This window comes from Dactylosporangium sp. CA-092794 (genome assembly GCF_050948465.1).
Taxonomy (GTDB): domain Bacteria; phylum Actinomycetota; class Actinomycetes; order Mycobacteriales; family Micromonosporaceae; genus Dactylosporangium.
Window position 1 is genome coordinate 12,148,901 of record NZ_CP192044.1, and the last position, 13,217, is coordinate 12,162,117.

The 13,217-nt window shown below is 72.7% G+C and carries 12 protein-coding genes; 4 read left to right on the forward strand and 8 right to left on the reverse strand.

Going from position 1 to position 13,217, the window contains the following annotated elements:
- Positions 1 to 535: 535 nt before the first annotated feature.
- Both ACQPXD_RS52700 and ACQPXD_RS52705 read right to left on the reverse strand, forming a co-directional pair.
- Complete coding sequence (locus ACQPXD_RS52700) at positions 536 to 3,082, reverse strand: glycoside hydrolase family 9 protein (protein ID WP_432832179.1); 2,547 nt, start codon at positions 3,080 to 3,082, stop codon at positions 536 to 538.
- A 79-nt stretch (positions 3,083 to 3,161) separates the two neighbouring features.
- Complete coding sequence (locus ACQPXD_RS52705) at positions 3,162 to 3,611, reverse strand: DUF6328 family protein (protein ID WP_432832181.1); 450 nt, start codon at positions 3,609 to 3,611, stop codon at positions 3,162 to 3,164.
- 117 nt (positions 3,612 to 3,728) lie between these two features.
- On the opposite strand from ACQPXD_RS52705, the gene ACQPXD_RS52710 reads away from it, so the two are divergent.
- Positions 3,729 to 4,049 (forward strand): DUF6401 family natural product biosynthesis protein, encoded by a 321-nt coding sequence (locus tag ACQPXD_RS52710; protein ID WP_432832183.1) that lies wholly within the window; start codon positions 3,729 to 3,731, stop codon positions 4,047 to 4,049.
- 37 nt (positions 4,050 to 4,086) lie between these two features.
- Here the strand turns inward: ACQPXD_RS52710 and ACQPXD_RS52715 are convergent, their stop codons facing one another.
- From ACQPXD_RS52715 to ACQPXD_RS52725, 3 genes are read right to left on the reverse strand one after another with little or no spacing between them, the layout of a single operon-like run.
- Positions 4,087 to 5,286, reverse strand: a complete 1,200-nt coding sequence (locus ACQPXD_RS52715; RefSeq protein ID WP_432832185.1) for an esterase-like activity of phytase family protein — start codon at positions 5,284 to 5,286, stop codon at positions 4,087 to 4,089.
- Between the two features lie 46 nt (positions 5,287 to 5,332).
- Positions 5,333 to 5,848, reverse strand: coding sequence for a hypothetical protein (locus ACQPXD_RS52720; protein WP_432832187.1), 516 nt, complete (start codon positions 5,846 to 5,848; stop codon positions 5,333 to 5,335).
- A 19-nt stretch (positions 5,849 to 5,867) separates the two neighbouring features.
- A complete protein-coding gene (locus ACQPXD_RS52725; protein WP_432832189.1) occupies positions 5,868 to 6,599 on the reverse strand; it encodes a CAP domain-containing protein in 732 nt (243 codons plus the stop codon).
- 229 nt (positions 6,600 to 6,828) lie between these two features.
- Here ACQPXD_RS52725 and ACQPXD_RS52730 point away from each other — a divergent pair, with 229 nt between their 5' ends.
- Together ACQPXD_RS52730 and ACQPXD_RS52735 are read left to right on the forward strand one after the other, a co-directional pair.
- Positions 6,829 to 7,029: a PspC domain-containing protein gene (locus ACQPXD_RS52730; protein WP_432832191.1), complete on the forward strand. Its 201-nt coding sequence runs from the start codon at positions 6,829 to 6,831 to the stop codon at positions 7,027 to 7,029.
- A gap of 237 nt (positions 7,030 to 7,266) precedes the next feature.
- The gene (locus ACQPXD_RS52735; protein ID WP_432832193.1) at positions 7,267 to 7,656 is read left to right on the forward strand and encodes a DUF6401 family natural product biosynthesis protein; all 390 of its coding nucleotides are present in this window, start codon (positions 7,267 to 7,269) and stop codon (positions 7,654 to 7,656) included.
- A 345-nt stretch (positions 7,657 to 8,001) separates the two neighbouring features.
- On the opposite strand, the gene ACQPXD_RS52740 is transcribed toward ACQPXD_RS52735, so the two are convergent.
- Entirely contained in the window at positions 8,002 to 8,904 is a 903-nt protein-coding gene (locus ACQPXD_RS52740) for an aldo/keto reductase (RefSeq protein ID WP_432832195.1), read from the reverse strand.
- 88 nt (positions 8,905 to 8,992) lie between these two features.
- On the opposite strand from ACQPXD_RS52740, the gene ACQPXD_RS52745 reads away from it, so the two are divergent.
- Complete coding sequence (locus ACQPXD_RS52745; RefSeq protein ID WP_432832197.1) at positions 8,993 to 9,700, forward strand: TetR/AcrR family transcriptional regulator; 708 nt, start codon at positions 8,993 to 8,995, stop codon at positions 9,698 to 9,700.
- A gap of 939 nt (positions 9,701 to 10,639) precedes the next feature.
- Here ACQPXD_RS52745 and ACQPXD_RS52750 read toward each other — a convergent pair.
- Together ACQPXD_RS52750 and ACQPXD_RS52755 are read right to left on the reverse strand one after the other, a co-directional pair.
- A complete protein-coding gene (locus tag ACQPXD_RS52750; RefSeq protein ID WP_432832199.1) occupies positions 10,640 to 12,283 on the reverse strand; it encodes an MFS transporter in 1,644 nt (547 codons plus the stop codon).
- 112 nt (positions 12,284 to 12,395) lie between these two features.
- Entirely contained in the window at positions 12,396 to 13,133 is a 738-nt protein-coding gene (locus ACQPXD_RS52755; RefSeq protein WP_432832201.1) for an LppX_LprAFG lipoprotein, read from the reverse strand.
- Between the last annotated feature and the right edge of the window lie 84 nt (positions 13,134 to 13,217).

Below are 13,217 nucleotides of genomic sequence, written 5' to 3' on the forward strand. Positions count from 1 at the left end.
GGCGGGCAACTGCACGCCGCAGTCACCGGGCCGGCCTGACAACAGCGCACCGCAGTCACCGGGCCCGCTGGCAACCACGCACCGCAGTCACCGGGCCCGCTGGCAACCACGCACCGCAGTCACCGGGCCCGCTGGCAACCACGCACCGCAGTCACCGGGCCCGCTGGCAACCACGCACCGCCGTCGCCGGGCCGGGCTGGCAGCTGCACGCCGCAGCGTGGCCATCGGCGAGCAATGGAGTCGCCCGCCGGTCGCCCGACGACGTTATGTCTCCGCGATCTGCCGATTCTGCGCCCGCGCCCTCGACTTTTTCATGATCGCGGAGAGGAAACGTACCCCTGCGTACATCATGTCTCCGCGATCATGAAAAACCCGGGTGTCGGCGTGGCCGGATGCATGATCGCGGAAGGTTATCGTCGACGAATCGGATATATGACCTGTCAGGGTATAAATCCGAAAAGTCGTGGCACGGAGTGCCCGACTTTTCGGACCAAAAGCTGCCACCGCGGTCCCCGCGCCGCGGTGGCAGCGTCGCTCAGGCGCAGGTGAACAGCGCCGGGGCGGTATTCGGGCCCCAGGGGACCTTGCCGACGATCAGGATCGTCGTCGAGTCGCCTGGGCGCAGGCGGGACTGCCACGGCTTGATCTCCACCGTCGCGCCGGTCTGCGTGGCGGTGCCGTTCACCGCCAATTCGACGTGCTGGGCGCCGGTGTAGGCGTACCGGAGCCGGAAATCGGACAGCGTCTGCCGGCTGGTGTTGCGCACCGTGGCCTGCGCGATGAACACGCCGCCCAGGTCCAGCACCGTGCCGTACTGCACCGAGCACGGCGACGCCCGCAGCGGGCCGCCCTCGCTCTGGTCGGCCACGAACGAGGCGACCCAGGACAAGGTCGAGTTCCAGTTGATCGCGATCTCGTTGGTCGACCACGAGTTGATGTCGTCGACGTAGCAGAACTGCGGCGCGCAGCCGGCCAGCAGCTTCGAGGCCACCGGGTCCTGAATCGAGGAGTTCGGGCCGCCCGCGAGCGAGCCGGACGGCGGGTTGGGCAGCGCCGGGTTGAGCTGGTGCGCATAGATGCGGGTGTGCTGGTTGTGCGAGGAGCGCTCGCCGTAGCCGGTGACGTAGGACTGGTTCAGCGCATTGCGGCCCAGCAGGTAGTCCATGCCGCCGACCACGCCGTCGCGGTAGTCGGCCGCGCCGGTGAGGTCGTAGGCGGTGGCGACCACCACGAGGTTGTTGAGCACCGCGCTGTTGGAGCCCCAGTCGAACTTGCCGCTGGTGGGCGCGTACGCGATGCCGTAGGGGTTGGCGCGCTCCGTGGCCAGGTACTTGCGCGCGGCGTCGACGACCGACTGCCGCACCCGGGTCCGGTCCGGCAGTCCACTGGGGACGGTCGCCAGGTCCAGCCGGCCCGCGGTGGCGGTGAACTGCCAGCTGAAGCCCTCGGGCTTGAACACGTCCGCGGTGTGCCAGGGCGAGGCGGTGACGGCGTCGCGGTACTGCCGCTCGCCGGTGCTGAGGTACAGCTCCGCCGCGGCCCAGTAGAACTCGTCGGTCACGTCGGCGTCGTCGTAGGTGCCGCCGCCGTTGCCGTCGGCGGTCGACGCGTAGATCGCCGGGTGGGCCAGCGCCGCCGCGTAGGCGGTGCGCGCCGCGGTCAGCAGCCGGGCCGCGAACGCCGGGTCGTAGGGCTGGAAGAGCCGGGCGCCCTGCGCGGCGGTGGCCGCGAGGTTGAGCGTCGCCGCCGTCGACGGCGGGTGCAGCTCGCGCGGCTGCGGGTCGGCCGCCGGGTCGAGCGGCAGGCCGGTCCAGTTCTGGTCGTGGACCTTGTGGTGGACCATGCCGGCCAGCGGCTGCCCGGCCGGGACCTGCATGCGGAGCATGAACTCGAGCTCCCAGCGGGCCTCGTCGAGCACGTCGGGCACCCGGTTGCCGCGCTCGGGCAGGCGCAGCGTGGCGTCGGCGAGCCGGTCCGGGCGGGCGGAGGCGGCCACCTTGGTCCGCTCGAACGCGCTCAGCAGCTGGTAGGTGGCGATGCCGCCGTTGACGACGTACTTGCCGTGGTCCCCGGCGTCGTACCAGCCGCCGCGGACGTCGAGCCGGTAGTCGCACACGCCGGGCTGGCAGGGCACGTCGGTGTCGCCCTGGTTGGGCGCGACGCCGAGGTGACCGGCGGCGCGGCCGTACCCGGGCGCGATGGCATTGTCGATCGCGATGCCGCTGCGCTGGGTGTAGAACCAGGACAACGCGTCGGCGCGGAGCTTCTCGTAGGACGCGTTCGCCCCGATGTCGAAGGGCACGCTGGTCTCCCCGTCGACGCTCAGCGTCAGTCCGTTTCCTTGGGAGTGGTACGCCGAAAAGTCGGCCGTCTGCACGTTCTGCCCCGACGTCGGGTCGACCCCGCGCGGGGTGGTGGTGCCGCCGGCCACGAGCGCGCCGCCGGCGGTGCGCAGCTGCCAGGGCAGCGGGGTCGTCGCCTCGGTCACGACGGTGGCCCGCTTCGGGCCGTCGGCGAGGTACCCCACCTGGTTGGCCCGCACCCGCGGGCCGGTGTCCGGCACGTAGACGGGCGGCGGCGCCCCGCCGGTGAGCGAGACGTTGTCGAGGCAGAACGTCCACGCGGTGGCGCTGCCGCCGACCTGGAAGGCGACCTGGCCGGCGGTGGTGCCGGCGGCCGCGGTGAAGGTGTAGCCGAAGTCCTGCGCCTGCGGCGTGAGGGCCGGCGCCTCGGAGATCTCCTGGGTGTACGGCGGGTCGGCGAGCTGCACGTTCGCCCGTACCGTCACCGGAACGGAGGCGCTGGCCGAGAACGTGAGGCGGTAGGACTCGCCGGCCTGCAGGCTGATCTGGTTCTGCCCGATGATGGCGTCCCACGGGTTCGTGGTACCGGCGGGAATGGTCGCGCACAGCCGGCCGTCGACGACCGAGCCCGGCGCGTTGCCGGTCCACCACCAGGGATCGGTGCCGCTGTCGAACGTGCCGTTGACGATCTGTTCCGGTGCGTCGGCGAACGCGGCGGAGCCGGTCAGCGGTACGACCAGCAAGGCCGCCGCGACGGCGAGCGGGAGTTTGCGCTGCACAGACACCCCTTTGGCGGAAGGGAATTGGGAGCGCTCCCACTGTGGCGCAGCACACAGCCGGGTGTCAAGGGGCCCACATTCACCGGCGGGAGGTCGGGTAGACGTACCAGACGCTCACGAAGGCGACCACGAACGCCGCGCCGGCCGCGATCGCCCACGACGTCCCCACCACCACCTGGAAGACCAGGAACACCGCGCCGACGATCGACATCCACAGGAACCACAGGCCGATGCCCGCCAGGTTGCTGCTCGCCGCCACGAGCTGCCGCTTGCGGCCCCGCCGGAACAGGATGCGGTGGTGGCTCACCGGCGCGATGAGGCAGACGCTCGCCAGGGCGGTCAGCAGCAGCGTGACGATGTACGTTGCACGCTGCGCGGCGGTGACCGTGTCGAAGCGGGCGCTGAACGGCAGCGTGAGCAGGAACGCGAACAGAAACTGCACGCCGGTCTGCGCGACCCGCAACTCCTGGAGCAGTTCGTTCCAATTGCGGTCGAAACGCTCATCCGGGGTCTCATCGCGATCGGCCATGCGGCTCCAAATACCCACCCGACGGACCCGCCCAACCTGACGGTTCGGCTCGATCCCGGGCCGCGGTGCGCATGTCGGGGCTGCGCGAGCTTGCACGCTCGGCTTATGGTCGCGAGCGTGAGTGCCCCCTTCGATGAGCTGACCGCCGGGCGCCGGGCCTGGCTCGCGCGCGCCGGCCTCTCCGAGCTCGCCGCCTCCATCGGCCGCCCCGGCCAGGCCGCCGTCGCCGCGCGGCCCGACCTGCTCGCCCGCGTCGACCAGCACGCCGCCGCCATCCGTGACTCGCTCGGCGGCGCGCTGCTCGACCCGGTCGCCCTGGCCGGCTACTCTGCGGCGATCCGCGACGCGGCCCGCGACGCCGGCGACCCGCTCGAGGACTGGTCCCGCCCGTCCTGGGCCATGCTGCGGCTGCTCGCGGTGTGCCGCCTGATCCCCTGAGGGACCGGGCCGCACACCGCTCGCTGCGAGTGCGTCCTCAGTCGAGGAACGCCCGGTCCGCGTGGAGGTTGTCGTCCAGGCGGATGGTGATGAACTCGTTGTTGTCCGGCTTGCCCGGGGTACGACCGTTGGAGAACGGGAAGTTGTTGTCGTTCACCACGCCGAGCGTGCGGTCGTCCAGGATGACGACGTCCTCGATGGTCTGGAACGGGAACGTGAAGACCTTCGAGGGGCCGGCCAGGTGCTTCGGGTCGGCGATGTTCATCAGATCGGCCACGAGCGTCTTGTCCATCTTGCCGTCGTGGTTGCGGTCCCGCTTGTCGGCGAGGTAGATCCGCTTGAGCTTCGCGGTGTCGCCCTGGCCCTGGTCGCGCTCGATGATCAGGAACCGGTCGTTGTCGACGGCGATCGCGTCGCCGATCGAGTTGCTCGGGTCCTCCAATTGGTACGTGTAGATCTTCCCGGTGTACCGCTGCTTCGTCAGATCGAACTCGTTGAACCGCAGGCTGCCGGCCGGGTCACCGGCGACCGTGCCCTCCAGCAGCGGGTAGAGCGTGCGCCCGTCGGGCGACTGCGCCATGCCCTCGAAGCCCTTGCTGCTGTTCAGGTTCGGGTTGCCCTCCGGGTTCTCCGGGGCGCGCACGCCGGGCAGCGAGATCGGCGCCTGCAGCAGGCGGCCGGCCCGGTCGAAGTGCAGCAGGTACGGCCCGAACTCGTCGCCGATCCAGTAGGTGCCGTCCTTGAGCCGCTGGATCGACTCGATGTCGAAGTCGGCGCCGGTCAGCACCCGGTCGGAGCGGGTCAGCGCCCACGGCACGAAGCCGTTGGGGTCGGTCAGGTTGATGCCCCCGACCACGTCCACCGTCTGCTTGTCGTAGTCGGGGAAAAGCCGGTGGATGCGCAGCACGAAGTCGGCGCTGTTGGCCTTGCTGCCGTAGCCGTTGTCGGAGATGACGTCGAAGCTGCCGTCGCCGTTCTTGACGATCCCGCTGAAGCCCTGGACGGGCTGGTCGTCGAAGGGCGGGGTGATGCCGTTGGAGGGGGTGCCGCCGAGCTGGGCGCCGGACGGGTCGCTCGCCGAGACGAAGGTGGTCGCCGGGAGCGCGGCCCAGCCGGTGAGCCGCGCCTGGCCCCATGGCTCGCCGAAGGAATTGTGCGCGGAGGCGCTCGGCGCCGCGACCGCGAGCGTGAGCACGCCGAGGCCGACACCGAGGCCAACACGTCGAAGATTCTTCATGCGGCCGCACGCTAAAGACGCGGCGTGAACCCCGTGTGCTGGGCTCCTAGACTTTCTGTGTCATCTGCCCGAGCAGCGTATGTAGGCGCCCGATCACGCCCGGCCCATCGGTGATCTTCCCGCTGTCGACGTAATACACCAGCGAGGCGCGCAGCACCAGGTCGCCGTCGGAGGTTTCGATGTACGCCTGGCCCTCGTCGAAGTAGGAGAACGTGGACGCGTCGACGTCCTTGGCGCCCTGCACCGCCGCCTTGTCGTAGTTCACCTGGTCGCTCGCGGGCATGCCCGGCTTCACCACGGTCAGGAAGATGTAGAAGTCGCCGGACGAGCCGTCCACCGCGCAGGCCTTGAGGCTGTCGGTGTCGCGCCGCTCCTTGTCGCCGGGACTCTCCCCGAGCGCGGCCTTGTATTCGTCGTCGGTGGCCAGCGCGCACACGTCAACGCTGTCGTACGCCGCCGCGTTGCTCTTCGGCTGCGCCGGCTCGGACGCCTTGCCGCCACCGCAGCCGGCGAGCGCCAGAACGGCGCCCGCCAGCAGCAGTACTCCTCGAAGGGTGCTCACCCGTGTTTTCTACACGGTTTCAGACCCGGCCGAAGTCCTGGGTCCAGTAGGGGGTGCCGTCGGCCTTGTAGGCCAGCCCGACGCCGACCGCGACGCTCTGGCAGTTCAGGATGTTGGCGCGGTGCCCCGGGCTGTTGATCCAGCCGTCGACCACGTCTTTCGCGGTGCGGTACCCCCAGGCGATGTTCTCCGCCGAGGCGCCCGTCGTGTAGCCGGCGGCGGCCTCGCGCTGCACGAAGGTGCTGCCGTTCGAGCCGGTGTGGTCGAAGAAGTTCTTGGTCGCCATGTCAGTGCTGTGCGCCCTGGCGGCGGCGACGAGCCGGCTGTCGATGCGCAGCGCGCCACAGCCGTTGGCCTGCCGGTAGGTGTTGGTCAGGGTGACGACCTCGTTCTCGATCGCCGTGTAGCCACCCGCGGCCGGCTGCGTGGTCGTGGGCGTGGTCGCCGGCTTGGTGGCCGGCGGGGTCGTCGGCGGCTTGGTCGCGGGCGCGGTGCTCGGCTTGGTGGCCGGCTTCTTCTTCTTTTTCTTCTTCTTGGCCACGGTGTACGTCTTGCCGTGCTTGCTGGTCTGCGCGGCCACGTCGTCCGCGGTGGATGCGCCCACCGCCTGGGCCACGTGCGCGACGCCGGCCGAGACGGGCGCGGCGGCCGCGAGGGCCTGTGGTCCGGCGGTCATGACGAGCGCGAAGCCCAGGGGCGCCGCGACGAGCGCGGCGGCGATGGTGGTGGCGCGGCGGGCGAACCGGGTCACTGTGCGTAGGCCTTCCGTCGAGGGACTGGTGAGGTCTTGCGCACTTGGAATCGGGCCCGCCGCCCGCCCCCTGAGCTCCCGAACCACCCCGCAACGCTGTGCAACCGGCTGGCTACCCGTACACACATATCCCTAGTGGTCGCCGCCCCGGAATTCCGCCAAAGGTTGGAGGGCAGCCGGCGCGGGCATTTCTACAGTTGAGGTACACATCGGAAATCGAGGAGCAGAGATGGCCAGTCTGGTCAGACCCCGTGACAACCGTTGGATCGCCGGCGTGTGCTCCGGCCTGGCCCGCCGCTTCGGCATCTCCCCCAACCTGATGCGCTTGATCTTCGTGCTCTCGTGCCTGCTGCCAGGTCCCCAGTTCGTGATCTACATCGTCCTGTGGATCCTCATGCCGGACGAGTCCAAGGCCCGCAGCTACAACTGAGCCGCCCCCTCCACAGCGCGCTCAGCCGCGGGGACAGGTGGCCCGGGGTGCGGCCCGGGCCACCCACCGCTCTCCCCCACCCAGCGACCGGAACGGCCTGGTAGCGGTGCGGGCGACGGCGCGCACCGCTCTCCCGCGCGGCGGTAGCAGCGGCTTGCTCGGTAGCGGTGCGGGTGATCATGGGTGCGGGCCGGGTTCACCGGTCATGCCGGTTCGCCCGCGGCCGAAGTCGGTGGCATGTCCAACGACACCAGCTACACCGCGACCGGTACCGGCGGCGCGTTCGGCGACTACTCGGAGACCACCCGCCGCTCGGTCGCCCGCTCGACGCTCAACGGCCTGATGACCTGGCTCGGCGAGTCCGGCCTGGCCGCGGCCCACGAGTCGGCCGGCCTGCAGGCGGCGATCGACCAGCACGCCGCCGCCATCCGCGACGCCCTCGGCGACCCCCAGCACGGCCCCGGCGCGGTCCCGCTGGCCGGCTACGCCACCGGCGTCCGGGATGCCCTCATCGAGGCCCAGTGGCAGCTCCCCCCGACGAACGAGGTCGACTGGTCCAGCCTCGAGTGGCCCGCCCTCCGCCTGCTCGCCATCTGCGCCCTGGCCCGCGCCGGCGGCCACGCCTAGCCTCTCCGGTGGCCGCCACGGCCAGCCGCTCCGCCACGGCCCCCGCCCGCCCCGGTCCGCGCCAACGGCCACGCCTACCCGCGGCGGTCAGCTTCTCCGCCGCGAACCCCCTGGCCCCGCCGACGGCGACGGTCAGCCGCTCTGCCGCGAACCCGCGCCCTGGCCCCGCCGACGGCCACGCCACCGGCGGCGGGCGGCCGCTCCGCCGCGGACCTCGCACCTTGGCCTCCGCCGACAACCGCGCCACCAGGGGCGGCCAGCCGCTCTGCCGCGGACCGCGCGCCTGGCTCCCGCCTGCGGCCACGCCTGGCGCGGCGGAAGGCTGGCGGGCCGTCGTCCGGTTGCTCAGCGGTGACTCTGCGTCGCGGCCCGGACCGCGTGGAGCGAGGTCTGGTGCGGCTGGTCGATGACGGCCTCCGACTCGTCGACGAGGCCGGTCAGGCGGGCCACCTCGGCGTCGGTCAGGTGCCCGGCAATCTCGGCCGCGGCGACGTTGGCGCGCAGGTGATCGGGTTTGCTCGTGCCGGGGATGACGACCATGGCGGGCGAACGACGCAGCAGCCAGGCCAGCGCGACCTGGGCCGGCGTCGCGCCGAGCCGCCGGGCGGGCCCGGTCAGCTCGTCGTACCCGGCGAGTTGCCCGGACGCGAGCGGGAAGTAGGGGACGAACCAGATGCCCTGCGCCTCGCAGTCCGCCAGGACCTGAACACCGCTGCGGTCGAGCAGGTTGAACCGGTTCTGCACGGCCGCGATGGGCGTGATCCGCTGCGCCCGGGCCAGCATCTCCGGCGACGCACCGGACAGCCCGATGCGCCGAATCAGTCCCCGGTCCCGCAGCTCGACGAGCACGCCGAGCGATTCCTCCAGCGGCACCTCGCTCGGCGGCGCCGGCCCGTCGCCGCCCAGCCGCAGGTACGTCAGCTCGCTCGCCTCCGTGCCCATATCGGCCAGCGCCTCGTAGACCTGCCCGCGGACCGTGTCCGGGCGGCCGGTGATGATCCACGACCCACCCGGCCCACGCCCGGCGCCGACCTTGTTGCCGACGATCACCCCTTCGGGGAACGGCCGCAGCGCCTCCCCGATCAGCCGGTTGACCGTCCGCGGCCCGTAGGCGTTCGCGGTGTCGAAGAACGTGACGCCCAGCTCGACCGCCCGGCGCAGCACCCGCCGCGCCGCCTCAGGGTCGCCCGGCGACCCCCAAACGTTCGGCCCGGCGAGCTGCATGGCGCCGTATCCGATCCGATTCACTGCCTTCTCCCTCGCCGTATCACTGCCACGCCAACGACCGTAGCACTGCACGAAACAGTGATACGCCGAATGCCGTAGCATTGCAACCGTGGACGACGCGAAGGCCGGCACCCGGCGGCAGATCCTCGAGGTGGCGGCCGGCATCCTGGAGCGGGAGGGCGCCCAGGCGGTCTCGACTCGCACGGTCGCCGCCGCGGCGGGCATCCGCGCCGCCTCCCTCTACCAGCTGTTCGACGACAAGGACGGCCTCCTAGCCGCCCTGGCCGTCCACGCCTTCGACAGCTACCTGGCCGAGAAGCACAACCTGGCACCCACCGACGACCCGGTCACCGACATGCGCCGCGGCTGGGACTTCCACGTCGACTTCGGCCTGCGCCACCCCGCCCTCTACCTGCTGATGTTCGGCACCGACCGCCCCGGCCGCCGCCCACCCGCCGCCGACGAGGCCCACGCCCTGCTCCTGAAGTTCCTCGACCGCGTCGCCGCCGCCGGCCGCCTCCGGGTCCCCACCACCCGCGCCGCCGCCCTCTGCCTGGCCGCCGCCACCGGCGTCACCCTGTCGCTCATCGGCACCCCCGCCGAGGACCGCGACCCGGACATCTCCGCCAGAATGCGCGACACCCTCATCGACTCCCTCATCACCGACCCACCCCAACCCCTAGCCGCCGCCCCCGGCCTCGCCGCCCGGGCTCTCGCCCTCGACGCCGCCCTCACCGCCACGGACGGGGCCACCCTCCCGCTCCGCCCGACCGAAACCGCCCTCCTCCGCGACTGGCTCAACCAACTCGCCCGCTGACCCAACCGCCCGCACGCCCTCTCCGGCACACCCTCTCCGGCACAGCCTGGATCGCGCCAGGCCCGTCGCTCTCACCCGCCCGCAAAGCCGCCCGGCTCGCCGCGCTCGCCGCCGGACCCGGCCAGCCCAGCCCAGCTCCGCCCGGCCCGCTCCGCCCGGCCCGCTCCGCTCTACGGCCACGACATGCGCGGCCCCGCCGACCCAGCCTGCTCCGCTCCGCCCAGCCCGGTCACGTCCGCGGCGTGGCGTAGCAACCGGAAGTCTCCGCGATCATGCACAACCCGGCACCGACACCAACGGTTTTTCATGATCACGGAGTGCTGATGTACCCCCGTGTACCAGAAGTCTCCGGGATCATGGCAAACCCGTGGTGCGGCAACCGCGCACATCATGATCACGGAGACATACGTCCGCGTCACCCCGCGCCGCCCCGCGCCCCGCCACCCCGCACCGCCCGCGCCCCGCCGCCCCGCCGCCCCGCCGCCCCGCCGCCGCGCCACCCCGCGCCCCGCGCCACCCCCGCCGCACCGCCCAGCGCCGCGCCGCCCGCACCGCCCAGCGCCGCGCCGCCCGCACCGCCCCGCCGCCGCCCCGCCGCCCCGCCGCCCCGCGGCCCGCCCCGCCGCCCCGCGGCCCGCCCCGCCGCCCCGCGGCCCGCCCCGCCCCGCCGCGCCGCGCCGCGCCGCGCCGCGCCGCGCCGATCGAATGGTCCGCCTGACGGGTGCGACATCCGCAAACGTCCGCCGGCGGGCCGCCCTGGGGGGCGGTGCCCGATGACCGCGGTGTCCCACCGGCCGGGTCGGCCTGGATCTACCGCGTCGCGGCTGGGCGTGTGCGCCGCCCGCGCAACCTCGCATATACGAAATGTCGGATAAATCCGGTCGCGGAGCGGCTGGATTTATCCGACCTCGCATGGGCTGGCTCCGGCGCTGGGGCGGGCTAGGCGTCGGACTCGCTGGGTGGGCCGGCGGTTGCTCGGCGGCCCGACAGGAGCAGCGCGCAGAGGGCGCCGAGGGCGCAGATGACGGCCGTGGCCAGGAAGATTTCGCGGTACTCGGTGCGCAGCGCCGACTGCAACGCCTCCCTGTATGCGTCTATCAGCCGACGCTGCTCGTCCTGGGGCTTGCCGAAGACCAGCGGGAAGTTCAGGTGCGCGGTCAGCTCGTGGAAGCGGTGCAGGCCCCACGCGGTCAGGGCCGCCACGCCGATGAGCATGCCCATCATTCGGGCCACGACCACCGCCGACGACGCCACCCCGTGCTGTGCGGACGGGGTCGCGCGCAGGATCGCCGCGGAAAGGGGGCCGATCACCAGGCCCAGCCCTAGGCCGGCGACCGCCAGGTCGGTGTCCAGCCGCGGCAGGAAGCCGAGATAGTGCCGCTGCAGCACGTCGGCCGGCCAGCCCGCGACCAGCAGATACCCGCCCGCGGCCACCACCAGGCCGGCCACCGCCACCGGGCGCTCGCCGAGCCGCCCGACCAGCCACCCGCCGAGCACCGCGCCGACCGGCAGCGCGACCAGGAAGCGGGTCAGCACCAGCGTCCCCTGCACGCCCGTCCGGCCGAGCAGCGTCTGCGCGACCAGCTCCACGTCGACCAGCGTCACCATGAGCGCCGCCCCGGCGCAGAAGCTCGCACCGAGCGCGGCGAAGAACGGCCGCCGCAGCGCACCGCGCAGGTCGACCAGCCGGGTCCGGGCCCGCCACTCCCACAGGATGAACAGCGCGCCCGCGCCCGCGGCGCCGGCCAGCGTCCACCCGCCCCACGGCGGCAGCACCGACCGCTCCGGATCCGGGTTGTAGAGCGCGACCACGGCCGCCCCGAGCGTCACCGCCAGCAGCAGCCCGCCGACGACATCCGTCTTGCGCGGCGGCACCCCGCGGGCCCGGCCCGGCAGCGCCACCCACACGAGCACGATGGCGACCGCGACGAGCGGCAGGTTGAGCCAGAAGATGCCGCGCCACGACCCGAGCAGCGCCGCCACGCCGACCCCATACAGCGGGCCGAGCACGCTGCCGAGCTCCTGTGCCGCCCCGACCGCGCCGAGCACCGCCGCCCGCCGCCGCTCCGCCCACAGGTCGCCGGCCAGCGCCAGCGTCACCGGCAGCAGCGCCCCGCCGGCCAGCCCTTGCACGGTCCGGCCGGCGGCGAGCACCCAGACCGAGTCCCCGGACATCGCGGTCACCACCGACCCGCCCGCGAATCCGACCAGGCAAGCGACCAGCACCGCGCGCCGCCCGAGCCGGTCGGAGAGCGACCCGAGCAGCGGCATGCCGGCGATATACCCGAGCAGGAACCCGGTGACGACCGGCGTGACCCGCTCGAGCCGGTTGGTCGCGATGTGCAGCGCGTCGAGGATGTCGGTCAGCACCCCCACGACCACATACGCGTCCAGCGCCGCCAGCAGCACCGTCGCCCCGCCGACCCCGATCGCCAGCCGCCGCCGCGACCCCCGGCCGGCAGCGCCGCCTGAAACCGCGGCGCCGCCGGAATCCGCGGCGCCGCCGGAATCCGCGGCGCCGCCCGGCACCGCGGCGTCGCCGGATGCCGCGGCAGTGGCTCCTGCGGCGCTGTGCAGGGCCACGGCCGGCTCCGCGGAGGCCGCAAGGGTGCGGCCGGACCGGGAGGACGTTGAACGTTCGCCGGGCGGACGCCCGTGGTCGGCCGGCGGGTCGGTGAGCGGCATCGGTCCGGCGCTACTTCGGCGGTGCGATGGTGACGGCGGCGTCGAAGTCGCTGAACGTCACGGTGACCGTGCCGCCCTTGGCGTCGCCGACGGCCGGGAGGTCGAACGCGGCCTTCAGCAGCCGCTTGTTGTCCTTGGCGATCCACAGGCGGCCGGGGACGCTGCCGGTCACGCCGGGGACGACCTTCGAGAGGTTTTCGGCCGGGAACTTCGCGCTGACCCGGTAGGTGGCCTGGCCGTCGACCGACTCCGAGGCCTCCGTCTTGCCCTCGGTCGCGCTGCCGACGACCTTCGCGATGCCGCGGTTGGGGTCGAGGATGGCCGACGGGTCATACACCGCGGCGGCCAGCGCGAGCGGGATCTGCTGGTAGTCGCCGGTGGGGCCCTTGAGCCACATCGTCTGGCCGACGACCGTGAACGCCAGGTCGGAGGTCGTGCCCATCTGCTCGACCTGCGCGGTGCCCTGGGCGTTGCCCTCCTTGGTGAGCACGCCGTCGGCCCGCTTGAGCGCGACGCCGGCGATCGTGCCGTCGGAGGTGATCAGGAACTTGGCGGTCTTGATGTCGCCCATCGCGGTCGAGGAGTCCTTCAGCAGCCCGTCGGCGGCCGGCAGGTTGGCCTCGGCCGAGGCCGGGGCGCTGCCCTTGTTGTCGGGCTTGCTGCTGCAGCCGGTGAGGGCGACGAGCACCGCGGCAACGGCGGCGACGCCGGTGACGAGCGGGCCTGAGCGGTACTGGGTGAGGGACATACGGGCATGCTAAACCGGCCGGGAAACCGGCGTGGGATTCGAAGCTGAGCTCTGTCTCAGGGTCACGGCGAGCTCACGCAACGC

Bases quoted from the DNA above. Each gene is read 5' to 3' on its own strand.
- ACQPXD_RS52715 (WP_432832185.1), bottom strand. From the start codon at position 5,286: ATGAAGAATCTTCGACGTGTTGGCCTCGGTGTCGGCCTCGGCGTGCTC.
- ACQPXD_RS52730 (WP_432832191.1), top strand. From the start codon at position 6,829: ATGGCCAGTCTGGTCAGACCCCGTGACAACCGTTGGATCGCCGGCGTG.
- ACQPXD_RS52735 (WP_432832193.1), top strand. From the start codon at position 7,267: ATGTCCAACGACACCAGCTACACCGCGACCGGTACCGGCGGCGCGTTC.
- ACQPXD_RS52705 (WP_432832181.1), bottom strand. From the start codon at position 3,611: ATGGCCGATCGCGATGAGACCCCGGATGAGCGTTTCGACCGCAATTGG.
- ACQPXD_RS52755 (WP_432832201.1), bottom strand. From the start codon at position 13,133: ATGTCCCTCACCCAGTACCGCTCAGGCCCGCTCGTCACCGGCGTCGCC.